Genomic DNA, 25,468 nt, shown 5'->3' with positions numbered 1-25,468 from the left:
AATTAAATACACATTAAGGATTAGGCCTCATCAGGTCATTGGTAGAGAGTTCGGCTGCGGAAATCGGCCAGATGTATTTTCCCTCTGTGGGCAGTACCGCCGGTGAAGTTGCCGCCGGACCAGCCTTGGCCGGCAACGGTTGCAGCGTCCGCAAAAGATCTGGTACCCTGAACCCTTCTCCGAGCAATTCGATCCTGCGCTCCTGCATAATGGTGCTTACCAGCGCCGCGGGTGTGCCGACACTGGCCGGCGTAAAACTGTAAGCAGCGTCAGACCTTTTCCGAACGGCATAAAGCAGTTGCGTTGCCAATGGCAGATTTCCGGATTTCGCAGCGGCTTCGGCATAATTCAGCAAAGTTTCAGCATACCGGATCACGGGAATATAATCTGCATAGGTGGCGGCCACCTTGTACTTATACAGCCACATCTGGTCCTGCTGTTTGACGATCAGGTTTTTACGGGCATCGGCAGAGGCGGGGCTGAAAACGGGGTCGGCAATGGTACCGCTTGCATTCAGGAAATACTCAGCATTACCGGGTTGGAACGTGAAGTAATAAGCCAGGGCATTTTGTCCCCCCGGTGCATCCAGCGTACTCATAGGCAATGAGAACACCGCTTCATTTCCGGTATATGATCCCTCAAAAACGCTGACCACATTTGCTTCCAGCTTGTTGGCCACGCCCGAAGCCGCCTGGAAAGGCGCAGTGGCAGGAACGATCTTGGATGCTTCTGCAATGACTTTGGCAAATTCGCCTTTCGTAAGGTAAACCCTGGTTTTCAAGGCAATGGCCGTGTTGCGGTGAGCGCGGGTTGCGTTGGTGGCAGCTGTTGGGTAATTCAGCGGCAAGCCACTTTCAGCTTCATCCAGGTCTTTGGTGATCTGGTTATAAATTTCGGCCACACTGGATCTGGCCAAAGCATTGTTCTGGGCAGTCTGCTCAGCCGCCAGGCGCAACGGAAGACCGGCACTGGCACCGTTGTCTTCTATGTAGGGCCTTGCATACTGCTGTACCAGCGCGAAATAACACAGTCCCCGGAGGAATTTGGCCTCTGCTATGTAATTGGCGTAAAGCGCAGGGCTTATCTTGCTTTGATTGGCCTGCAGGCCCTGCATAAAAATATGGATCATGTTAATGGAAGCATAGGCGTTGCTCCACAGGTTCTGAACCTCACTGGTGCTCGAATTCACAGTATGGCTCCACGTAAGTTGTCCGGTCTGAACATTCGGTTTATTCAGGATGAATTCGTCGGCGCGGAGCTCATTGTAAATGATATATCTTCCGCCGTAAAACTGGGAATTCTTTACCGACAAGTAGAGCGCATTGACTTGTGCCAGGATCCTTTCCGGCGTATCAAACGCATTGGAGCTCGATATGTTCGTGAGCGGCACCCTTTCCAAGAAATCCTTCTCACAGGATGTATTCATCAGCAGCGCTGCTGCCCCTAGGAAGCATAACACGGCGGATTTGTAATTTTTATATACAGTTCTCATTTCTCTGCGGTTCATGGTTAAAATCCAATATTAAGCCCAAGGGTAAAGGTTTTGCCGGCAGGAACCGCGTTTTTATCACGTCCGGGCTGGGTGTTCGAATTTCCGTTGGCCGATATCTCGGGATCCGATCCCGTATAGTTAGTAAACAGCAGGAAGTTGGTCGCAGACGCGTAAAAACGCATCGAGCTCACGCCAAGCTTTTTATATACGGCCGCAGGTACCCGGTAGCCCAGCGACACATTGCGAAGCTTCACATACGAACCATCCTCTACATTGCCCGAATGCATCAGCACCGACCCGCTGGCATATTGGTCATTATAATGCAGTTTGGGGACATCAGTGATCTGCCCGGGCGTGGTCCAGCGCCTGAGTATATCGGTCTGGTTATTGAAGAAGCGGTTGTCCATTAAAGTCGCCCGGGTCCCATTATACATTTTGTTACCTCCCGAAAAGACAAAGCTCAGACCCAGATCAAAGTTTTTGAAAGTAACATTGTTATTGAAACCACCATAATATTTGGGAATGGAATTGCCTGCCACATATCCGTCGCCATAAGCGTCCAGGGCGGGCGCGGTGCCTCCTTCCAGGTATGTCCACGATGATCCCCTCGGATTGTACTGCACTTCACGTCCCTCTCGGTTGAAGTACTTTCTCAAACCGTTATCCGGATTGACACCCGTTGTTCTCACCACATAAATAGCGCCCACAGATTCTCCCAACCGTGTGATGTTGGAAGTTTCCAGTCCGCTGCTCCATATATCGGTATTGTTGTTGGCCAGCTCAGTCACTTTGTTTTTCAACGTACTGATATTGAAATTGGCAGACCAGCGGAAATCCTGGGTGTTGATGATCTGAGCATTGATATCAAATTCCAGCCCCGAATTGTACATCGATCCTACATTGGAAGTGATCGTATTACCGGGAATACCTTTGGAAGGTGCTTGCAATGCATTCAGGATCATTCCATCAATGTTGTTTTTGTAATAGTCTGCATCGATGGTAAAACGGTTATTGAGCAAAGAAATATTGACACCAAAGTCGGTCTTCTTGCTGGTCTCCCATCGCAAATCAGGGTTACCCGTTTGAGAAGGCGCCAGCGTTGTCGCCAATCCGGCATAAATACCTGAATCGTATAGCGAAAGAGAGGAATACTCACCGATGTTTACATTGCCAACCTGGCCGTAACTGGCCCGCAATTTCAACCCGCTGATCATACCGCCCGCTGACAAATTCTGAAAAAAGGATTCCTCAGCTACATTCCAACCCACAGAAGCACCACCGAAATTTCCATACTTGTTACCGCTCGCCAATCCCGAAAAACCGTCCCGGCGGAAACTCGCGCTCAGCAGATATTTCTTCTTGAAATCATAATTGACACTGGAAAAATAGGAACGGAACGCATTTTCCGCATAGCTTCCTGTCGAGCCGCTCAATGTAGCCCAGCTTCCTTCAAATGTATCAAAATAACGATCATTCAGACTCTGGCGCGTCACACCCCAGCCATTGGTTATCGTTTCGATATCCTCGGTTCCCACCAGAATGTTCAGACCATGCTTTTCCGCGATAGTCTTGGCGTAGCTCAGGGTATTGGTCCAGCCCGTGCGGCGGTTTTTGCTCAGGGCATTGGTAGCCGATCCATTATTGGCAAAACCGCCCGCCTGATAGGGGTTGTTAAAGGATTTGTTCTCTGCATTCAGGTTGTTGATACTGTAATTGGTTTTCAATTTCAATCCCGGTAAAATGGTCAGCTCTGCGTAGAGCGATCCCATGAACGTATTGTTCTCGGACGTAAACTTGTCGTGCTCAACCAATGGCAGCAAATTGTAATAACCCGTCAAAATCGTATTGGCCCCATAACCAATGGAATTACCGACGATATTATAGGAGCCGTCTTCATTGAGCGGGCTTAGGTTCGGCGGCAGCACCATACCCATCCGGGCCAGGTTATTGAGTGAAAAAGCGGCACCTACTCCGCTGGTAAGATTGGCATTCATAGAATTGCTATATGTAACATTGGTCCCCACCGCCAGTTTCTTGGTGATTTTATGGTCCAGATTGAGCCGCACGGTTTTGCGCTCAAATGTATTTTTGACCATAAACCCTTCCTGATCTGTATAACCCAGTGATACAAAGTACGAAGTGGCGTCGGTCGCACCGGAAACACTCAGGTTATGGTTGTGCGAGACACCGGTCCGGTAGATGTAGTCGTACCACTTTGTCTGCACAAAACCGCCTCCGGGCTTGTCCTGCAAAGCGAAAGCGGGCGCAAGCCCGGCATTGACCCGGGCCTCGTTCTTGATCATCACATAGTCCTCGGCACCCAGCAGGTCAGGCAGAATGGGCTTGGTATTCCAGCCTACCCAGCCATCGTAATTCACTTTAACGTTTCCTTTTTTTCCTTTTTTGGTGGTGATCACCACTACACCATTGGCAGCCCTGGAACCATAAATCGCTGTTGCCGAAGCGTCTTTGAGGATTTCCATAGACTCAATGTCATTGGGGTTCAGGTCGGCCAGCGGATTATTTTCAGCCGTGTTTCCAACATCTCCCGTAAAAGACGTGATCCCGTCGATGATGATGAGCGGATATGAGCTGAGCTGGATCGAATTGAAACCGCGTATCCTGAAAACAGGCGCCTCGTTGAGCGCACCGCCACCGGATATGATGCTCACGCCCGCCGCCTGTCCGGCCAGTGCCTGATCAAAACTCGGTACAGGGCGGGCAGCTATGGCCTCCCCGCTGATGTGGGACGAGGACCCTGTAAATTCGGTCCTGTTCTGGGTGGCATAACCGGTCACCACCAGCTCGCTGAGCTGGTTCATGTCCACCGACAAGCCTACATCCAGTACCGACTGCCCGGCCAGTTCAATCTCTTCCTTTTTATAACCTATAAAAGAAAATACCAGTGTCGACTTCACATTGTCGGGAACACGCAGGCTGTAATTGCCTTCCGTATCGCTGATAGAACCCGTGGATGTCCCCTTCAACAGAACGGATACGCCCGGCAGCCGCTCCCCGTTTTGTTTGTCGGTGATCACCCCTTTGATGGTTTTCTCTACGATCTGAGGCAGGTTCAGCGTTACCGGTATGTCTGATACCGGCACATTATTTTCAGTGCTGACCGTCAACGTAGCCTTTTCATGCAGGATGATCAACCCTTTGCGTTCTGAGTAAGCTAGTTTGGTATTTTTAAGTATCTCCGTAAGGATAAGATCCAGCCTTTTATTTTTGGCCGTTACGCTGATGCTATAACCTGCCACAAGGCTTTCCTTATAGACAAATTTGAGCCCTGACTTCTGTTTGATAGCCCCGAGAACATCTTTCAGGTTGCTGTTCTGGAAATTGAGGTCCATGGTGACTTCCTTCAATGTCTGACCTCTGGAAGGCGCCGCCAGCAAAAGCTGCGTACCCAGTGCCGTCAAAAGAAATATGTACATTGAATATTTCATAATTCTGAAAAGCAAAGTCTCCGCAGGCTCACTGCGAGTGATTTTTTTCATAAATTTGACTGTGTTTTGTTGAACTGTAAGAACATGAAAGCAAACACCAGATAACCACACAGCGAGTGATTGGCGTTACGGCTGCGCGGAAATATCGGACGGAGCGGCAGGCAAATCGCCTGCCGTTTTCATAAGCAAAAGAATATTTACGTCATAGGCTTTGCGGATTAAGGATTATTTTTTGGGTTTCAAATGAATTCTTGTGTGCTGCGAAGTATATTCCAGGTTATTGGCAAGACTGATTGCCTCCATCACATCAATGAGCGAATCAGTGGATTCAAATTCAGCCGACAATCTCACGCTTTTGGTATCATTTCCCTCTATTTCGATCTGAACACCATAGCGGAAAGAAAGTGCTGCCGCTACGTCTTGAAGCATTTCGTTGTCAAAAACGAGCCTTCCCTGTTTCCAGGCCACTGCATTGCCTGTGTTCACTTGGTGCTCCACGATCAACCCATCACCACGATCAAAGCTGGCGCGCTGGTTGGGAAGCAATAGCACAGCCCCGGATGTCTCCTTTCCATCCTTTGCCACCCTGACTTTTCCCTTAGTAACTGTCACACGCACAGCCGGCAGGTATCGGTAAGAGCGCACATTGAATTCGGTTCCAAGTACCTTGGTGACCGTACCGCCTGCATGCACCACAAAGGGCCGGTTTTCATCTCTTTTAACCTTAAAATAAGCTTCACCATCCAGCAAAAAAAGCTCTCTCTTGCTCTTTTCAAACTGCTTGGGATATTTAAGGCTGCTCACCTCATTGAGCCAAATCTCCGAACCGTCGGCGAGTTTTATCTTCTTTACCTCCATCCCACGTGTATGTATATACGTATATTGAACTTCACCGGTGTCCAGCCGGTTTTGGTTGTAGTACAAATAAGCAAGCAGCCCAGCTCCCAGCACTACAATCACCGATGCCGCCATTTTCCAGACGCGGAATCCATTGCGCTCGACCACCTGAGCTGCACCTGGCTTTTGGTCTTTCAGACAGCGGACCATCTCCCTGTCCATATAACGTTCCAGTTCTTCATCGAGCTTTCCCTCCCCGAGCATGTAAAAAAACACCTCCAGTTCCTTCCGGCCGGCCAGATTGGACACATAGCGTTTCACCAGCGATGCTATAACTTCTTGTTCATTCATTAGCGCGGCATTTGAATATAAGACAACCAACCCAAAGGAAAGGGTACCCTTGTTTAAAAAAATATTTTGCAAAAATCAGAAAAGACAGAATAAAATGTATTAATTGTAGAGGAATAAGGATATTATATAGGCGAAAGAAAGAGATATACCAAAATCTTTAAGGACTGACAATCGTAAAAACTTGTTTGTACGCACCATATGCTTTTTGACTGCATTCCGTGAAATACCAAGTTGCTCCGCCGTCATCTGATAAGAATTGCCGTTTTCTTTGCATAATTCATACACCTCCCTGCTGCGATCGGGGATTTGGCCCAATATTTTTTCGATATACATCAGGTATTCCGCGTTCTGGAAATCTTCCTCGGTTGCACTTGTCAATTGCAATGCATGACTGAGAATTTCATCCTGAAGGGCCCGCTCAACGGAGGCATGTTTAAGAAAATTGAAAGAGTGGTTTTTGGCCAGCACATACAGGTATGCTTTGAAAGACTGCACTTCCGACATGGATTCTCTGCTATTCCATATTTTGATAAAAACTTCCTGGCAGATATCCTCGGCATGTTCTTCCACCTTCACAAACCTCATCACAAATCGATGCAAATCCCCAAAATACGTTTCATACAAGGTGCTAAAAGCTCTCTCGCTCCCATTGGTTATTTCTAGCAACAAAGTGCGCTCGTTGATCAAAATCATTGTGATGCTTTTATCAAGGTCTCAGGATCATCCAAGCATTTAATTTAACAATTTGAAAAAGAAAATGGAAGATAATTCACCAAATCTTCTATTTTGTTTTGTTTTGTAACAAATTAAATAAGAATAATTATGCAAATACGCCATTTGATCAAATTGTATTGATGAAGAACTAGCGGTACAGGATTCAATCTGGATTACGGACCAGGCGGAAAGACACAAAGCGGTTTGATTCCCTTTTTATAGGATTGAATGGTATTAAGGCGAACGATCTTGATTTCAATTCGGACTTTTGTGCACCTCTCAGGACAATTATTCTGGCATAGGTAATGGCATAATGATAACTTGCAGGCAATGTATCCTCATAATCACTAACCAATTATTCTGATGAGCCGGAACATGTATCTCGTTTTTTTTCTTGTCTTTATAATCTCACCATTATTTGCGCAACGCAACGTAAAACCCGACGATGCAACAGCTGCGTTCCTGAAGAAATTCAGGAACGACTTTGTGAAATCAATGACGGAAGGAAAACCTGATATCATTCATGGGTACTATGGGGCAGACATTCGTCTGATGACGGAAACACAAAAAACAATGATCGGACAAAGCAATGCGTTGCTCTACCTTAAAGCGTTTCACCAACGCTTCATTGTCACCCTGTACACGCGTGAAGAACTCGAAATACTTGACCTCGGAGGCAGGATTGTTGAATCAGGATTGTTCACCGAAAAACTAAAAATAAAATCGTCGGCCAGAGAGGTGGAGATCCATGGCAAGTATGTAAACATCTGGGAACGTACATCAGAAGGTAAGCTCCATTTGATAACGGAAGCGTGGAATTACAACCATAGGGTTGACATCATAGACCAGCTATTATTCCCTGAAGTGCCTACGGTAAACGTGGCAATGCAGCAGCACGTTCCAGTTAAGGACAATATCAGTTTTGAACTGGCTGCATTAAATCATTTTCAGGAAATGGTGATCACGGCTCATGATGCAAAACTCTGGTCCCAATTTTATGCGGATGACTACATCCTCTTCCGCATAGGCAACCCGTTGTACCGTGGACGCAAGGAAATCGACGGTTGGCTGGAAATACATGTGAAAGAACTTCCGGTCTTTGAAAAGTTAGACATACGAAATGACCGAATAGATAACCTTGGAGAATACGTGATTGAGTACGCAAGCCACATTGCCATCGTAAGAAACGGTGATTGGTCAGGCGTTTCTACAGGAAAAGACATACGTATCTGGCGAAGGGAAAAAGACGGTGCATTGAAGATCATACGCGGAATAGGGATGTATGATTAGTCTCCGGAAAAAACCGCGTAGTATCGTGCAGATATCGTCGGGTAAAATGAGGGTACAAAGACAGTAAACAACGCCAGATCCGGACAAACACTTCTCTAGGGCCTCGATGAATTTATTTCGGTTTTTGGGAAGAAGGCTAAAAAAGGTATCGGTCAGAAGGCACGCAGCCCGATACCTCCTTGATTGCTTCAAGTGACGCTCCCTCCGGAAATTGATCCAGGGCCTTGATGATGATGTTCAGTTCATGGGTATGGTGATTTGCTTGCTTCAAAAATGGGCTCCGTTCTTGCCTTTTCTTCTCTGACAATTCATCTAAGGCTTGCTGAATGCGAGCGATCAACAGATTTCCATCATATAAATATGCGCTGAGCGCGTCCCAGCGGGCATAACTGTACTGTGGCTGCACTTACACAACTGCCAACCCATCCGCCGACCATCGCAGCTTTGACACCTCCCAGTTCCAGCCCAATTTTGGTTAAAAGGTCCCGGCGACGTTGCAAGCGGCGGCTGTACGTGCTTAGTTCAGAGCAGAACCGCTCGGTAAATATTTTAGGTGGACAGACATGGTTGCGGCACATAAACCTTCTACTACGGAGTTTGATCTTTACCTGATAGGAGGTTCTTTATCCATTTGATACAGGTCTTGTGATCCTACCGGTTTACATACCGATCAGGTATTGGATCGGAAACTACGGGAAAATAACCAACTGAATCTATATTGCTGAAATCGATTAGTTACTGGATTACTACCAGAAGAAAGAAATTCAATTCCGCATCACATTTAAGGCATTTCCATTCCATTCGGGAAACAAGACATTGCTGCCGCTTACTTCCAAGTGTTTGGTGGCAACTTCGTTGAATACACTCCTGAAATCAGTTGTTACGATTAAGTCCCTGCCGTCTTCAAGATTTTCGGGAGCTAGTGGCGCCACCTTGCCATAAACCAGGCCACCTTTCACATCATTTCCCAAAATGAAATTGCAGGAAGCCCTACCATGATCCGTCCCACCAGTGCCGTTTTGATGCACCGTGCGCCCAAATTCAGTCATCGTCATGATCATCACATCATCTTGAAAAGTCCCCAGATCCGCCCAAAGCGCCGCAATGCTTTGACTTAGATCATTCAGATTTCTTGCAAAGATCCCATTGCGGGTTCCCTGGTTGAAATGCGTGTCCCATCCAACAGACTCGGCAAAGGCGACTTCCAGGCCTACATTCATTTTGATGAGCTGAGCGATCTGTTTCAGAGAATTTCCCAGGGCACCAGCCGGATAAGCCGCGTTGTTGGCTGGCTTGTAATTTTTCAAATCCCTGCTCTGAAGGATTTTGGAAGCTTCAAAAGTTTCCTTTCCGGTTTGCTTCAATAAATCCAGGGAAGTCTGGTCATACAGATTTTCAAAGCTTTTTGCCGCCATGTCCGCTCCTGCCTGGTTCCCACGCAGTTGAATGTTAAAGTCCTGTAAATTGCTTATCGCCACCGCAGGATTGTCCCCATACAATGACCGCGGTAAAGAGGATGTGAGACTAACTGCCTGTAACGGAGTAGCTGCCTGATGCCCAAGCAAACCCACTGCCCGGTTCAACCATCCGCTGGGCGTTCCCTTCTTAAATGGCGTTCCCGATTCCATGTAATCCTGCGCGTCAAAATGGGAACGGGTAGGATTCGGGGACCCGATTCCGTGCACAATAGCCAGTCTGCTTTCCCGGTACATGGGCTCCAAAGCGTGCAGCGATGGGTGCAGGCCAAATCTCCCGTCCAGGTCAATGAGCGGATTATCGCTGGTTTTGGCAGCAGTCATAAATAATGTCGGCCTGGCAGCTTTCAGGTATGGGTCAGTGAACGGAGCAACAGCCATCAGGCCATCCATTGCACCTCTCTGAAAGATACAAATCAAAACCTTTTTACGCCGGAAAAGCCCCGGCGATTTACCCGCTGCAACAGCATTTGCAAGAAATGCGGGAATGCCGCCACTTCCAATTCCAAAGAGTGCAAGCCCTCCTGCTTTGATAAAGCCTCTTCTTGTGATCATAAAGAGCGTGTTTTAATGTCTTATTTACGTTGAAACTCCGGCGAGCCGATAATCACACCGACTACCTGGGCGAGCATGGTGCTATTGCCTTGCATTGTCATAGGGTCTTTACCCATGCCCCTATCAGCCTGTTCCGGTGCAACGGATTGCCGGGCGGCCTGTTCCACTTTCGTGGCCAGATCCGGCTCTTTCAGCATGGGCGTCAGCCGTTTTACAGTTTGACTTAGATCTCGTTCGGGCATCACTAATTTGCTGTAAGTGACCAAGGCCGCCTCGCCACTTTCGGGTTCGCGGTTACGATTCAGGGCCGGCAAATTGATTTTAATGCCCGGGATGCGCTGCGAAGCAAGCGCCAGTCCGAAGTTCATGCGATTCAGCAAAGCACCCGTATTGATCCAATATTCGGCTTTGTCGGGAAAGCCGGTCGGCGCCTGGTAGTAGTACATTTTTTGGCCCATTTTCGTAATCCAATTGTATAACTGGAATGGCTGCCGTATGTCCGCATCCAGGCAGCGTACTGCACTGATGGCCAGTTCGAAAGGCGACTTGGTCTTCTGCCTTAGCGCCTCTTTTGACCAGAATTCTTCGGAAGACACCATGGTGATCAGAACCTGACTGATATCGCCATTTGTATTTTCAAAACTTGCCGCCATTTTGTTGATAAGTTTTTCAGATGGGCGGTCATTTACAAAGCGTACTGCTATTTTCCGGCAGATAAATCTGGCCGTGGAGGGATGATTCGCGAACATTTTCAGCAGTTCAACACCTTCCTGATATCCCCCGCCAGAAGGAAAATGTCTCCCTAAAACGGTCTTTTCTTTGCTATCGTGATGGTTGGCGGCAAACAAGAAATCGCCGTGATGGACAAAGCCTCGTTCTGAGAGTTTGCTTTCATCGAGTTTGTTCAGCGCTTGTTTGACTGCGCTGCCGTATCCTTTTTCGTTCATCGGATAAATTGTCCAGCCGGTGAGCACGCGGGCTGCCTGTGTAACATCCTCCTGGGTGTAGCCGCCATCCACGCCCAGCGTATGCAGCTCCATTACTTCGCGAGCATAGTTCTCGTTAATACCCCGGCGCTTAGGCTTTTTTATCTTCCCTTTTTGTGTGGAGTCGCCTTGACTTTGCATTTGTCTGGCGTAGGTAATACGGCTGATTTGCCTGGGTTTAGCCTCTTCCTTTACCCCTATACTGCTGAAATTATCCAGATATGTCAGCATGGCCGGGGACTGTGCTGTTGCCAGTAACAAATCTTCGAATTTGCCGAGGACATTGGGACGAATCACGTCGCGCTCGTAGGCCGGGATGAACTCCGCGCATTGATTTTTATCCAGCGAAACATTGAAGTGATTGAACCAGAAATCGGTCAGTAATTCCTGCAACTGGTTGTTTGAATAGGCAGCGCGTAGGATTTTTTGATTGAAAAATTGCCGGTACAATTCCTTCTGCGGTTTCAAGCCCTTTTCCTTCATATAGGCTTCCAGTTCGCTTTTGTAAGCATCTTTTTTTGTTTTATCCCGGGCCTGCTGGTCGATCACGCCTTCCGCGATAGCCATCCGCAGCACCTTGTTTTTCTTTGGGTAGGTTCTCGTTATTTCCGCATTACTCAGACCAAGGGCATCGTAAGCGGCCAGCCTTTTAGCGAGCGAATCGTCGGCAACATTGGCGTGCAGTTGCTGCAAAAACCACGTTTCCAGACCTGTTTTCAAAACCTCATCCACATCGGCGGCGCGAGTACCGAATGTGAAACGGTTCAACATATGGGCAGCCGCCTGACGTGGGGTCAGACCGGCCTGTTTATAGGGAAGTTTGAAAGGAGGCTGCGCCGTATTTATATCCGAAAACGAAGGCAAGAGAACCATGCCTACTAAAAGAACCAGCGATCCGAACGTGATTTTACAGGCTGTTTTCATAATTTACATGGTGAGTAATGGGCAGCTCTTATGACATCGCAGCAGACTGAAAGTTTAAGCGAGTCCTTTGTTTTATTTGCAAAAAGCGGTTCCACACATGTTGCAGAACCGCCGAAATCTTGATAATCAATAGGTTGCTTATCTGGTAAGCTTTTTATCCTGCTTCAAGGCTTTCTCTTCATCCTTTTTAACATCTTTCATCATGGTGAAATGATCGCCGATCTTCCCGTCCGAGCAGATCCATTTAAGATCCAGTCGGTTTCCTTCTACTTCAAGCATGACCGCACCGCCTACTTCGTTGTTGGAATAATACATTGCATCGTGCGGGTAAGTTGCCTTGTGCCCGCCCAAGGCGCCGGCCGAGCCGCTGACCACATATACGGTTCCATCGGTTTTGGTTTTGCTCTTCAAGTATGGCGCGGAGTTCTTGCTGCCGTCGTACAAGGCAGTTGACGAGCTTATTTCATACTTTTTTGCATCATAATCTGCCTCTTTTCCATAATATCCTTTGATCAGTTTGGTGCGCTCGTAAACGTGACTGTGACCGCAAATGATCAGGTCAACGCCTCCGTCTTCAAGGGTTTTAATAAAGTTTTCACGTATTTTAACCAGCAAAGATTCCTTATCCGAGTCGTGTGAGCCCATCGTGTAAGGAGGATGGTGCCAGTAGGCCACAACCCATTGTTTGTTCTGATTCGCGGCCAGATCTTTTTTTACCCATTCCACCTGCTCGCCCATTTGGTCGTAAATGTGCGTTCCTTTTTTATCCGGACCATAAGAGTCTAATGCCAGAAAGTGAATGTTTGCAATGTCGTAGGAATAATAAGACTCCGTGTTGGATGCAACGCCGCCGGCTTCTCCCTGCATAGGCAATGAGAAATTTTGATAGTAAGCGATTTTATTTTGATCCGAATCCGGCGAGGAATTAAAATCGTGGTAATCGTGGTTTCCAGGAACCGGGTACAATGGATATTTCTTCAGCAGATTGTCTTTGTAGAGATTAAAGAACTTGGCCTGAAACTCGGCATCCGTTCCATCCGAGTAGGCATTGTCACCCATCAAAATCCAGGCGTTGAGATATTTATCACCTAAATAGTTTATCACCTGGTCCCGAACCGATCTTTGGTTGATCGAGTTGTTCCCGCAGTCGCCAAAACCCGCTATGCGCACCAGCTGCTCGCTGCCTGTTTCGGGGAATGTGTAAAAATAATTTTCTTCATCGCCTTGCAAAGTCGTATCGGCCAGGTTACCTACGGTATAGTAATATTTCGTGGATGGTTTCAGGCCTTTCAAGGTCACAATATGCTCATTGACCAGCGTGGAGTCGTCGGTTTGCATATTTAAGCTATCGCTCGTTAACCCATACTTCACACGGCTGCGGTCGTATACATTGGTCCGCCAGCGCACTGTCATACTGGTAGGCGATGCCATTTGCAAGTATGGACCTCGGAGTAAATCCGCCTGTATTCCCATGAGCGGACCTTTTTTCTTCGCGACCGGTTTTGCGGGTACACTTTCCTGGGCAAGGGACAACAGGGGAAGCAGTAAAGCAAAAAGTAAAATTCTGAATGTTTTCATATTGGATTGTTTTGAAATTAATTATTCAAGTTTTGAATCGGTTAAGGATTCCAGGAACAGGATAATGTCTCGGGTTTCGTGATCAGATAAGTTCAGTGCTCTGGCAGATAAAGTCTGTTCATCAACAGGTAGGCCCAGCCCCTTCCCGCCGCCTTTATTATAAAATTCAATGACTTTTTGTAAGGTCTTCATGGAACCATTGTGCATATAGGGGCCTGTTTTTGCAGCATTCCTGACCGTGGGCGTTTTGAATGCCCCCTTGTAATATTTCATTTTATAAAGGTCATATCGCCCTGCATCCAGATCCAGTTCAGGGTTCTCGAAGTCGTCGCTGGCTGTGACACCCAAAATTTCAACTTCGGACAGTTCAAAAAGCGGCGGAAGCAGTGAATTGAAAAACGGTGGAAAATGACAGGTGCCGCATTGCGCCTTACCCATAAATAGGTTAAAACCATTGACTTGCCGGTCCGTCAGTGCGGTTGGATCACCATTGATGTAGTGATCAAAAGGTGAATCCATGGGGCTAAGCTGCTTAATAAAGGCTGACAGCGCCTCGGAAACCTTGCCTATATCCATGCCGCGAACATTAAATGCTTCTTTTCTCCCGTTCATTTCAAGAGGATTGAAAACCACGTCATGAACCTGGTCTTTCAGGTTGGCGGCCCGGCCATCCCAGAACTGGCTATGCTGCCAGCCCGCATACAACAGCGTTGGCGTGTTTCTTTTCAGAATTGAATCGGCTGCCAGCGAAGGACTTTTTCTGAGGTTGTCCGTGAAGAAATTTTCCGGCTGGTGGCACGTCGCGCAGCTGGTGGAAGCATTTCCCGAAAGGGTTTTATCAAAAAACAAGGATCTGCCCAAATCGACTAATGCTTTATTTTGAGCTGAATCCATACCGTCATGATCCCAAACTTTTAGCGCATTCTTACTGTAAATGTGAGGTGCCTGATCATTCAGAAATGCAGTGGTATTAAGTCCCAGGCCGAGAGCTGAAACAAATTCACCCAACTGCGTTTGCATAGGCAATGCGAACCGGGTCAGGTATTCCAGCCGGTTGAATGTATCGAAGTCTGAATGAGTGCGCAAATAGTTTTGAGACTCAGTTAACAGCATTTCCAACGACTTACTTTGCTGGTCATTCCAGGCGAAATACGGCGTTAGTGTGTTCTGTATTGCCTTTGTTGCCCCCATGGCCTCAATAATGCCGCTTTTCAGCATCGGCGCGTCATAACCTGAAATGTACAAGGTTGAGATCCGGATCAATTCAATGCGGAGGCTTTCAAGAATTTGCGCATCACTGATTTCCAAGCCGTAAAGCAGCGAAGTCAGATCGCCCCCAGACGTTAGCATGGCTTCGGAATGGGTTAGCAAGGTGCTTTTGTTGGCCATTACATCACCTTCAAAAAGCAAGGCTTCTATTTGCTGCAAGCCCATGGGCTCAACCAATTCCAATGTAGGTTCTTCGACTTCAAACTTGGGGGCCGCATTGTAAAAACGCGTTTCACTCGGAAAGAAATAGGCGGTAAAAAACGCGATGTTTTTATAGCTGCGCCGGCAATCTGTTAAGGCACGCCGCGCGCGATACACGCTCAAAGAATCCGCGTTTAAATCCTTAATTGCCGTGTACAGATTCTGATTGGCCAGCAAAAAATGGTCGGCTCCATTCCTGAAATGTTGCAGGCAATGCGATACCCCCATCGACTTGTCAACCGGAAGACTGACTTTCAGAGAAAGACAAACAAAGCTTGCAATGGCCAGGATAAGCAGAACCGGTTTCTTCATACGTGGACAAAAATAATAAATAGGGTGAAGTCGCCATGCTTCACCCCCATTTCATGCTCAATACAGGTTAAATTTCAAACCAATGGTTGCGGTAGCGCCCGTGTACAGGGACGAATACGTGTATTCAGGCTTATACTGATACCTGCGCTGATCCTGATTTAGCAAGTTGTTTGCAGTTGCATAAAGGGACAGCTTCGGCGTGAGGAAATAGTTGATGCTTGCATCCAGATAATGTGCTTTATCATAATACACATCGCCTTTGCTGTTGGTGCCCAGGATCGTAACGAAATCAGACGTATTGTTGTAGGACAATCTGATGTTGAATTTCTTCACTTCGTAAGCCAGCGAAAGGTTCAAAATATCCGCGGCCGTACCTGGCAACTTGGGATCTCCCTTTTTCACAAATATGAAGTTATGCGTGTAGTTGGAGTACAAAGTCAAATTGTTAAATGGTTTTGGCAGAAACGATAAACCTTGCTGGAAAGAGAATTCCATACCCAGAATGTTGGCTGTTCCACCATTGCCCGGACGTGTCCGTTCCAAATTGCCATTGCTGGCTTTCAGCTTGTCATAATCCGTTTTGTAAGACGCGACCGTAGCGGGATTCGCCCCTTGCGCCAAAAGTGACTCAGGCGATTCGGCAGCACTTTCCACCTCGCTGAACGGCACAAGATCCCTGGAAAGAATGCGGTAATTGGTAATATTCTTAAAATACACCCCTGCCGAAACAAGCCCGGTGTTGCCTGTGTACAATTCGCCCAAAAGATCAAAATTGTTGGAAAGCGTCGGTTTAATGTCCGGATTACCCTGGCTGATCACTTTGTCGCGGACGTTTACACTGATGTATGGCGAAATGTCTTTGTAATTCGGCCTGGAAATGGTGCTTGTATACGCGAACCTGTAAACCTGGTTCTTAGCTGGTGCATACCGCGCCAGAAAGGCAGGCATGAAGTTCAAGAACTCGGATTTGGTAGACTGTTTTGCAGGAATAAAGTCGGCTCTGACATTGTAGTTATAACCTTCATATTTAACCGAACTGTGCTCCACGCGTCCGCCAAGTATCAGCGATAATTTGTCTCCAAAGTTCTGGGTTGACATCACATAACCAGCCGTAATCGCCTCGTCACCATAATAATTGTTCCCTAAAACATCCTGATAAACCCGGTTGAGCATGAAATCTTCCGTATCCCCGTAGTAGCTTTTATTCAGGTTCGAGATCCATTCAGAAGAGCCCGCATTACCCACATTGTAATCTGATTCAATGTTCAGGGTTTTGCTGATATTCGTTGAATTGTTGGCAAAACCTGACCAGAAAGGAGCCCAGCCGACGTAGTCTGCGACCTTTGGTTTTTTACCGGCTGCAAGTTCTGCCTCATATTGCGACCGTAGTGCCGGATCGATTTGTGGCGTCCACCTTACCCTTCTTGTTGTCTCGTTGGTCAGGCTTAAACCCCTGTATTTACCACCAAATTTGAGGACGTTGCTAAACTTTCCTTCCGCGAGCGCAACAGCAATGTCAAGCTGGGCCAGATATTGATGGGTGCTCGCCCTTTTGTCCGTTCCTGTAAAATTATCCATGTACCAGGTATCGGCGGAATCGGCACGGTAAGATGGTTTGTCTTTCAGGTTTTCGAGGATGTTTTCAACCTCAAAACCATTATTTGCTTTGATAAACCGTGGATTTGTGTAGTCCATCTGCACGCTCTTCTCATTTTCACTTTCCAGCTCCAATTCGATCACGTCGGGCCGGTCTGTTACATTTTTCAGATAGGAGCCCTTCCAGTTCACCTTCACTTTACCAAGGATATGCTCGCCTTCCAGCCCAAAATTGATGATCTTCTGAATGATCTGACTTCCGTTTCTATTGTTCAAACCACCTTCGATGTGGCGTTCCAGCTCGGGTTGGTACACGGGGTGCTTCGGGTCGTTCTTGACATTCAAATAATACTCACCGGCAACATCATCGATGTAATCGTTGTTGGCATCCGTGATTTTTCTGTTTCCCTCCCAGCCTGCCGCGCGCTGCCAGTTCTTGGGATATCCTGCGCCGATATCGTCTACTTTCAGCGTTGAAATTTTACGCCAATCATTGTATTTGTTGTAAATTCCGGTAAAGGTCAGCGTGTTTTTCGCATTGAGCTTGTAATCAATACCAACTGTATAGCTCTGTCTGATCCGTTCGAGATTGTTTTGGACCATATTCAAAAAACGGGGCATGAAATACGTTTGCTGATCCACCCATTTCACATCTTCCCAGGTCGTCTGATGGTCATCCGATCCTAAAAATTGTCTGTAATACGAAATAGAGGCCATCACACCCAATTTTTTGTCCTTCAAAAAGCGGTCGCCGTAAACGAGGTTGGCATTATAGGCCGGTTTTTGCACGATATCACTGTAACCCGTTCCGGCTGTGACCGACAACAATCTTGAAAAAGGCGCTTTCCTTGTTACCAGGTTCACAACACCCCCAATGGCATCGCCGTCCATATCAGGGGTGATGGCTTTGGTAACCTCCACAGACTGAACCATATCGGCAGGAATCGCGCTGATTCCAACCGCCCTGTTTTCACCTGTTCCTGCAATGCTCGAACCGTTGATGTTGATCGTGCTTTTGGACGGATCTGTTCCCCTGATGCTGACCAGTGAAGCTTCTCCCTGATCTAATTGGACATAAATACCCGGAACCCTTTTGAGTGCATCCCCGATGTTGGGATCCGGAAAGCGGCCTACCTGGTCTGCTGAAATTACATTCACGATCCGGTCGGAATTCTTTTGCTGGTTCAATGCTTTCAATGTCGCGCTCCTGTTGCCAGTGACTACCACGGCTTGGAGATTGTTGTCGGCCAAATTCAATTTAAAATCCGTCTTTACATTGCGTCCGGCAACCGCTACCTTTTGCTTTGACACACCATAGCCTATATACGTGACCGTAAGATTGTAAACGCCGTTGGGAACATCGATCAATGTGTAGTTTCCGTTTTGATCCGAAACTGTTCCGCGCGATAACTCTTCAATTTTGATGGTTGCACCCGGCAAGCTCAGGTTGTTGTCGTCGATAATCCGCCCGGTAATCAGACTTTGGCAAAAGCTGATGCTTGGAAAGGCAGATATAAATAGTAGTAGTAGGATTCTTTTCATAATGCTTCTTTTCGAACTTCAATTCAATGGTGAGTAACTAGTAAATTTTGCCGGCAGTGTAAAGGTCATGATCAAATTGGAGGATGCTAACTTTTGCGCGTCACCAAACGTCTACATGCGTTCCAGGGACGTTATCAAACCGTATACAGCCAAAAAAAAATTTACACAACAACCTGATTTATAGGGTTGTAACAAGCATATCAGGCGCCATTATCTTTATGTTAACAGATTGACACACTGGTAATAAATTACTAAAATGGAACAAGATCAGAGGTTATGAATGAAATTTTGGAGGCTGGCTTCCTCGGGCAATTGGAGCTTTTTGCGTAAACGATACCGGGTCATTCGCAGGCTGGTCTGGGAAACGGCCAGCATTGTCGCAATATCGGCCGAGTGAAGGTTCATTTTTAAAAGGGCAAGAAATCGAAGATCGGTAGTCGTAAGCAGGCTTGAATGCCTGATCAGCTTTTCAAAAAATTCCTTATGGACATACTCAAATACAACCCGGAAATCCTCCCAGTTCTTATCCTGGTTGCTGTTCAAATCGATCAGTTCCAGAAGCTTCTTTAATTCCTTCCGCTGGTCGCGCTTCTCATCTTTAACAATGCAAGCAAGTTTGTTTTTGAGCTCTTCGAGTACCTCATTCTTTTTGATCATGTGCAGGGTAATGCTGGTGAGCTCCTTACTCCTCAATTCCAGCTCGGCCTTCAAGGCTTCCTCTTGCAACTGTTTGTTATGCAGTTCCAGCTCCATGGATTTCTGCCGGGCTTCATACAGTACCTTGCTGTTTTTGATCTTTAACCGTTGCCTGCTGAGCAAGCTAATCCCCAAAAATGTAGCCAGCACTCCGATGATACCTAAGGACCATGTTACAATCTGACTTACCCGATTTTTGTTTTCCAGTTTTAAGATCTCGTTATCCTTGCGCTGAACGTCGAAAAGCGTCTGGATCAGGTTCAGCTGTTTTTCTGTATCTAAATTGTAGCTTTTTGAGTAAGCCAGCCTCGATTTTTCACTGTAATAGTATGCACTATCGAATTTACCCAGCTGTTCAAATGTTTTTGCCAGGTCGCGGTGGGCACTACTGAGTTGCCGGTTGTCATGCAATTTGGCAGCAAGCAGCTCTGCTTTCTTGCTGAAAATCAATGCGTCCTGATAATGGCCAAGTTTTCGATACGTATCACCAATGTTGTTAAGTACTCCGGCCAGCCGGATATCGGGAGGCTCTTTGCTGTAAATCTGGTAGACTCGTAGGAAGTATTTTAATCCGAGTTCAAATTTGCCCTGATCTTCGTAAATACTGGCAATGTTCGAATAAGTATATGCGATCTGGTCTTTATCATCCAGGCTTTTGAATTCTGATAGTGCAAGCTCCTGGTAGATATGGGAGCTGTCGTGGTCGCCCATCTGTGCAAATACCTGGCCGAGATTGCTTAAACTTTCGGCGATTCCCTTCTGGTTATCCTGGCTTCGAAACAGGTTTAATGCTTGGCGGAAATGTTTCGCAGCTACCTCATTGCGCTTATTTTTAAAGTAAACCTTGCCGATCCTGTTCAAATTGTCGCCAAGATTGGTATGCTTTATGTTTTTTACGAAACAACCATTTGCTTTATAATAGTAAGACAGTGCGTGTGTCAGGGCTCCCTGCTGAAATAAAAGATCTCCGATCTGCTGGTAATATAAGCCTGCTTGATCCAAATTACCACTTTTCAATGATTCGCCAAGCGATCTCCTGATATTCGTGTAAGAAGAATCTGGCTCCAAAGCAGTCTTATTACCCTCAACACGTAATACTGCATAGCTTGTATAACTGTGCATCAGCAGCAGGTTGAAGATCAAGGCAAAGAATCCGTAAGGCCTCATTGAAAGCACGCGATTTGAAAACAATGGATAGATTGCTAAGATAGCAGTGCTACGTTACCTAATCTTTAAAATAACATTAACATCTGAGACCTCCTGCTGGCCTTGATGAAAGAGTTAAATAGTTATTTCAATTCATCATCCGGTAATCATTCGGCGTGACACCTGCTTTCTGTTTGAATAAACAGGTGAAATGCTGTGGGTATTTAAAGCTATTTCATAGGCAATTTCACTTATAGATTTATTCATATCCAGCAGTCGCTCTTGGGCTACTTCTGTCACGTTTGATTGGGTTTTTAATAAACCCATCCTCATCAGTGTTTAGGATGACTGGAAGCTAAGGATGTTTGTTGCCAGCGAGGAACATTTTGCCGATTCTGGCTTCGAGGCTTTTTCAAAATCAATTCCAAATTCCTCTATCTTATCAGCAAACACTCCATTATAGGCTTGGTCTCCATAAATTTTTTTCAACCGTTCATCCAAACATAAAATATCAGCTGCTAAGAAAAGGCCAGCGGGGCCATCTCCCAAGTCAGCAGCAGGTACATGAGCATCCCATAATCGTCCGCCACTATCAAGCAATAATTGTCGTTTACGACCGCCGGCGGCCCCGCGTTCACCTTTTTATTTGCATCGATTCCACGATTTTCATAAATCATAGAAGATAATTTAACACTTTGACTATCAATACTTAAAATAGATAACCACTCTTCTCTTGCTTCGAACTTTCGGTCAAGTTCGCTAAGGGCCTGGTTTATCTTTTCTAGCAACCCATTCTTTTTCCACTTATCAAACCAGGTGGCCGGAGCCATAATAATAAACCGCCTGCCAGTCGGGCCATAGAGAAGGAAGATTTCGCCATTGACAACCCGTGCGGACTATAAAAAGTAGAGCATTCATGATCTGTCTCAGGTCCAACTTTATTCTTCGTTTTAACCGGGCCGCCGGGCGATTAAAAAAGGACGAAATTGCATTCCATTGGGATCGCGGGGCGGCCCGTGCCGTCAGTTTTAAAAACTGTTTGTTCACATCTTTGAAGTTTGGTCGCAACAAAGTTGATACGATCACCCGATATTTTCAATTTCCCAGCTCTAAAAAAACACCGTGAAAAACAATCTACAATCAGCCTCCTGGGTGCTCTGCATAACTATTTGTTTGTTTTTATCAGGCTGCTCTTTTCAGGATCATGTCATTCCAGAAATGCTAGAAATCGAAACCGAAATTGTCACTTTGAATAACGGTTGGAATTTTACAGTTCGGGCTGACAAGTTAGGCGACTTACCCGTAAACTAATAAGAAGATTATGGCTTTACAGACTTTTACCGATTTTGAAAAAGAGATTGCTGCCCACATCATTTGCAGGATACACAAATCCTTTATGGTATCTCTCGATAAAATCGAAACCATTGAAAAAGAAAAGGTGAAGATCAATAATATTTTTATACCTATTTCCGCTACTTACCGCAGCCTTTTCTTAAATCTGCTCGGAAAATAACACTCCACGCCCACGTCAACTATCATGACAAAGTCGGACCAAAATGATATGATCTCAGTAGCGAATTGGGGTGATCGACGACTAAGAAATATCCGCCCATGCTGACCAATCATTTAAACCGCACATTTAACACAAACTGACTTAGCATTGATGGGGTATATTTTATCAGAATAAAGCTTCTTAAATTCAGTCCCCAACTCAATTACGGATAAAATGCGGAAAGCATGCTTTGTAGTGACCATACTTCTTGCCTCATTATCTGTATCTTTTGCACAATCCTGGCAGGACACTCTTACCGTCATAGATCAACTATGCAGCCGTTATCAGCCTGATCGTCCCGGATGTCAACTATCCATTAGCCGTTATGGGAAGCTGATTTATTCAAAGGCATGGGGCATGGCCGACATGGAGCGTCAAGTACCGCTTACTAATTCTTCGATTATTGAGGCTGGCTCAGTTTCCAAACAGTTTACAGCAGCAGCCGTCTTACTACTTGAACAGCAACAAAAACTGAGTTTACAGGATAACATACGAAAGTATGTCCCTGAACTCCCGATCTATAATTATCCCATTACCATTAGCCAGCTAATGCATCATACCAGCGGTCTGCGTGACTGGGGCGCTATTGCCCAACTCGCAGGTTGGCCGCGGACCACCAAGACCTAAAGTAATGCGGATGCGTTACAAATTATCTCGGAGCAAAAGGGCCTTAACAACATCCCCGGTGGAAAGTTTATTTACAGCAATTCAAATTATAACCTGCTTGCTATCATCGTGCAGCGGGTAAGCGGTATGAGCTTGGCCGAGTTTACCCGAAAATATATCTTTATACCTGCCGGCATGGTCCATACCCAATGGCGTGACGATTTTAAGAGAGTGGTAGCTAACCGCGCTTTGGCTTACAGCGTAGATGAAGGACAATTTAGAACCGAGATGCCCAATGAGAATGCTTACGGCAATGGAGGCCTTTTGACAACGACGGAGGATTTGCTCAAATGGAATGAATACTATTGGAGCGGTCAGTTTGGTACTCCCTCGCTACTGGCAAAGCTAATAGCACCCGACCGGTTCATCGACGGAAGTCTTAATCCATATGGCGCGGGCTTATTTATAAGTAGGCGATACGGACTAGAATTCATTCAGCATTCAGGCGCAACGGCCAGTTACCGGGCCATGCTGGAACGGTTCCCGCAAATGGGCCTTTCGATTGCCTGGTTAAGTAACTCAGCTCAGTTCGACACGGCAAGTACCAACTTAATTGTTGAAGTGGAAAAACTCTTCATTAAAGAGGTTTCACCAAACGAAGATACCTCCGATCCATCCCCCAGCCACCCTATTGTTGTACCCCTTCCCCGATTGGAAAAATATGCTGGCGAGTATCAAAGTGGGATGACGGGAAATATATCGTTCACGATTGCAGATAAACGATTAGCCTTTGACGACCAGGCTTTGGTTCCCTTAAACGCCACGCAGTTTAATTGGCGTGAGGGTACCCTCGACTTTACCCAAATCAACGAAGTGACTTACATTAACCCTCCTTTTGATCGCTTTACATTTTATAAGGTTGATTCGACGAAAGCAGCCAATGATCTCTACTTGGGTACCTACTATTCTGATGAAGTAAAAACTTCGTTTACTGTTCAACTGAAAAATGGGAAACTGCTTGTGTACCAAGCCCCGGCCAACGACAACCCAATTATTGCGATCAATAAGGACCATTTTATGGTTCCAAATTTGCAGGCTGATCTTAGGTTTGTCGAATCGAAAACAGGTCAAGTCGTACACTTTACAATAACCACTGCGCGGGCTTTCAATATAAAATTTACCAAGGTAAAATAAATCCAAATCGCTTATTTTAATCTACCTCACAAATTCAGGCATTGATCAAAGCACGAATCGAAATGTGGATTTTCGAAGGGTCGAATGGAGCAACTACATATATTCTAAACGGTCCGTCGTTTCGGGACACTTACATCTCAGGCTCACTGCCTGATCAGTTTGATCACCTTACCATCCTCTGTGCTCAGCAGGTAAACCCCCGAAGCGTATTTGTCCAAATCAAGAGTAAGAGATTGTTGTTTCACCGTGATTTCCTGAAGAACAACCCCGGATATATTCATCAGCTTTAACCGGCTTCCAATGTACCTCTTTCCCACCTGAACAGTCAAGCGTCCTCCCACCGGGTTCGGGAAGGCGGTAAATTCCCCATCAATCCCCGATACGCTCAGAATACGGCTGTAACTATAGCTCCCGTCCAGATCGGTTTGCCTGATCCGATAGTAGATTTGCTGTAAAACCGGCGTCGGATCCGTAAAGGTATATTCCATAATTCCGTCGCCCTGGGCGGCCAGTATGCCTGCGGGCGTAAAGTTTCGTGCGTCGAGGCTTCTTTCGATCTGATAATGCGATACTGCCCATTCATTTACCCGCCAATTCAGTACTACTTGCGAAGCGTCGTTTCGGCGGGCCGAAAACGAAATCCAGCTTACCGGTAAGGGAGTGCTGCTTGTGACAAAGAAGCCGCTGAAACCATTCACCTCAAAACTCACTTCCCAACGCTGCATATCCACATTCCAGAGAATGTCCCCATCTCTCGGATCAATGATCGAAGTGCTGCCGCCAACTGGATAACCGGCTGGTAATCCGGTGTTATCCCCGTTTCCATGATACTGAACGATCCGGAGAGCGGCTTTTCCCACGGCATCGTTTTCGCTGGATGGCAAAGCGTACGCCGGATGGTCATTGTTGAAAAGATTAAAATCCTGCTGGCTGAAATACAGCGTAATTCTGGCAGTGGCGTTTTCTGCATTTTGTGCAGGTGTTATTTCAAAATGCCGGGGCACATAGGGTTCGCCTTTATAGTAAATTACCGCTGTTTCCACCCATGTTTTAGCAGTAAGGGACCCGGTTAGTGGTTGGCTTCCGCCGGGTTCCACAAAAGCTATCGCGCGGCAGCCGGTGGCAGCAAGTAGTGTGTTTCCGGATATATTACTCACCACTTCATCGCCGCTGGCAGCCAGCCCTCCGCCGGCGGCATGGGTTATGACGATTTCGTTCGACCGACAGCCGTCTACCAGCACATTGTAAACGCCGGGGGCGGTTACCGTGATGCTTTGGGTGGCGCTATCGTTGCTCCATGCAAAACGCCGGCCGGAACTGGCGGTAAGCGTTACGGGTGTCCCCGGACAAATATTAGTGACCGGGCCGTTTGCCGTGATGACCGGGCTGGTAACAGCGTCCACGTACTTCTCTGCCGTAAAGGTACATCCCCCGTAACTGGTTGTGACGGAATAGGTATTACCCGGCACAGCCTGTATGGTGGAACCGGTAGACCCGTCGCTCCAAAGCCAGGTAGGCCGGCTGCCGCATTGGTACGCAAAGTGGCGCTGCCACAGTCCTGTTTGATCTCCAACTGGCGGTCGTATACGTAGGGATTGCTTGGAAGAATGTCAACTTGTTGCGCCGTGTTACCCGAATTGGACGAGGTTGTAAAACCAAATATCACTTTTGACCGGCCCCCGAATACGGTATTGACAACGTCT

Annotated in this window: 17 protein-coding genes and 1 pseudogene; 3 read left to right on the top strand and 15 right to left on the bottom strand. The window is 46.7% G+C overall.

The genetic code is table 11. The features are described from left to right. Window positions 1-13: 13 nt before the first annotated feature. The 4 genes from ON006_RS03990 to ON006_RS03975 form a co-directional block, all read right to left on the bottom strand. Complete coding sequence (locus tag ON006_RS03990; RefSeq protein WP_267609953.1) at window positions 14-1,492, bottom strand: RagB/SusD family nutrient uptake outer membrane protein; 1,479 nt, start codon at window positions 1,490-1,492, stop codon at window positions 14-16. A 17-nt stretch (window positions 1,493-1,509) separates the two neighbouring features. Further along, on the bottom strand, window positions 1,510-4,992 hold the full coding sequence (locus ON006_RS03985) for a SusC/RagA family TonB-linked outer membrane protein (RefSeq protein WP_244824011.1): 3,483 nt from the start codon (window positions 4,990-4,992) through the stop codon (window positions 1,510-1,512). A 174-nt stretch (window positions 4,993-5,166) separates the two neighbouring features. Further along, complete coding sequence (locus ON006_RS03980; protein WP_244824010.1) at window positions 5,167-6,129, bottom strand: FecR family protein; 963 nt, start codon at window positions 6,127-6,129, stop codon at window positions 5,167-5,169. A 99-nt stretch (window positions 6,130-6,228) separates the two neighbouring features. Further along, window positions 6,229-6,822 carry an RNA polymerase sigma factor gene (locus tag ON006_RS03975; protein ID WP_244824009.1) on the bottom strand — a complete coding sequence of 198 codons (594 nt, stop codon included), beginning with the start codon at window positions 6,820-6,822 and terminating at the stop codon, window positions 6,229-6,231. A gap of 384 nt (window positions 6,823-7,206) precedes the next feature. Here ON006_RS03975 and ON006_RS03970 point away from each other — a divergent pair, with 384 nt between their 5' ends. Next, window positions 7,207-8,133: a YybH family protein gene (locus tag ON006_RS03970; RefSeq protein ID WP_244824008.1), complete on the top strand. Its 927-nt coding sequence runs from the start codon at window positions 7,207-7,209 to the stop codon at window positions 8,131-8,133. 136 nt (window positions 8,134-8,269) lie between these two features. Here ON006_RS03970 and ON006_RS03965 read toward each other — a convergent pair whose 3' ends face one another. The 10 genes from ON006_RS03965 to ON006_RS32205 all read right to left on the bottom strand — a co-directional run bounded on the left by ON006_RS03965 (window position 8,270) and on the right by ON006_RS32205 (window position 21,460). Then, window positions 8,270-8,539: a hypothetical protein gene (locus ON006_RS03965; protein ID WP_244824007.1), complete on the bottom strand. Its 270-nt coding sequence runs from the start codon at window positions 8,537-8,539 to the stop codon at window positions 8,270-8,272. 358 nt (window positions 8,540-8,897) lie between these two features. Beyond that, on the bottom strand, window positions 8,898-10,163 hold the full coding sequence (locus ON006_RS03960; protein ID WP_244824006.1) for a DUF1501 domain-containing protein: 1,266 nt from the start codon (window positions 10,161-10,163) through the stop codon (window positions 8,898-8,900). Between the two features lie 20 nt (window positions 10,164-10,183). Next, the gene (locus ON006_RS03955; RefSeq protein WP_244824005.1) at window positions 10,184-12,073 is read right to left on the bottom strand and encodes a DUF1800 domain-containing protein; all 1,890 of its coding nucleotides are present in this window, start codon (window positions 12,071-12,073) and stop codon (window positions 10,184-10,186) included. A gap of 138 nt (window positions 12,074-12,211) precedes the next feature. Beyond that, entirely contained in the window at window positions 12,212-13,651 is a 1,440-nt protein-coding gene (locus tag ON006_RS03950; protein WP_244824004.1) for a purple acid phosphatase family protein, read from the bottom strand. Between the two features lie 21 nt (window positions 13,652-13,672). Next, window positions 13,673-15,433, bottom strand: coding sequence for a cytochrome-c peroxidase (locus ON006_RS03945; RefSeq protein ID WP_244824003.1), 1,761 nt, complete (start codon window positions 15,431-15,433; stop codon window positions 13,673-13,675). Window positions 15,434-15,490: 57 nt separating this feature from the next. Beyond that, complete coding sequence (locus ON006_RS03940) at window positions 15,491-18,571, bottom strand: TonB-dependent receptor (protein ID WP_244824002.1); 3,081 nt, start codon at window positions 18,569-18,571, stop codon at window positions 15,491-15,493. Window positions 18,572-18,838: 267 nt separating this feature from the next. Continuing rightward, entirely contained in the window at window positions 18,839-20,434 is a 1,596-nt protein-coding gene (locus tag ON006_RS03935; RefSeq protein WP_244824001.1) for a tetratricopeptide repeat protein, read from the bottom strand. Window positions 20,435-20,569: 135 nt separating this feature from the next. Then, window positions 20,570-20,740 carry a hypothetical protein gene (locus ON006_RS03930; RefSeq protein WP_244824000.1) on the bottom strand — a complete coding sequence of 57 codons (171 nt, stop codon included), beginning with the start codon at window positions 20,738-20,740 and terminating at the stop codon, window positions 20,570-20,572. 191 nt (window positions 20,741-20,931) lie between these two features. Beyond that, complete coding sequence (locus ON006_RS03925; RefSeq protein ID WP_244823999.1) at window positions 20,932-21,243, bottom strand: hypothetical protein; 312 nt, start codon at window positions 21,241-21,243, stop codon at window positions 20,932-20,934. Beyond that, window positions 21,221-21,460 carry a transposase gene (locus ON006_RS32205; RefSeq protein ID WP_374760239.1) on the bottom strand — a complete coding sequence of 80 codons (240 nt, stop codon included), beginning with the start codon at window positions 21,458-21,460 and terminating at the stop codon, window positions 21,221-21,223. Before ON006_RS32205 ends, ON006_RS03925 begins: the two co-directional genes overlap by 23 nt. 274 nt (window positions 21,461-21,734) lie before the next feature. On the opposite strand from ON006_RS32205, the gene ON006_RS03920 reads away from it, so the two are divergent. After that, complete coding sequence (locus tag ON006_RS03920; protein WP_244823998.1) at window positions 21,735-21,926, top strand: LytTR family transcriptional regulator DNA-binding domain-containing protein; 192 nt, start codon at window positions 21,735-21,737, stop codon at window positions 21,924-21,926. A gap of 213 nt (window positions 21,927-22,139) precedes the next feature. Continuing rightward, window positions 22,140-23,765, top strand: a pseudogene (locus ON006_RS03910) (serine hydrolase domain-containing protein). Between the two features lie 143 nt (window positions 23,766-23,908). On the opposite strand, the gene ON006_RS32200 reads toward ON006_RS03910, so the two are convergent. Further along, window positions 23,909-25,234 carry a T9SS type A sorting domain-containing protein gene (locus ON006_RS32200; RefSeq protein ID WP_374761298.1) on the bottom strand — a complete coding sequence of 442 codons (1,326 nt, stop codon included), beginning with the start codon at window positions 25,232-25,234 and terminating at the stop codon, window positions 23,909-23,911. Window positions 25,235-25,468: the final 234 nt, after the last annotated feature.

The organism is Dyadobacter pollutisoli, from assembly GCF_026625565.1.
Taxonomy (GTDB): domain Bacteria; phylum Bacteroidota; class Bacteroidia; order Cytophagales; family Spirosomataceae; genus Dyadobacter; species Dyadobacter pollutisoli.
Note: the sequence above shows the minus strand (reverse complement) of the source record. Positions and strands in the feature narration are given on the sequence as shown.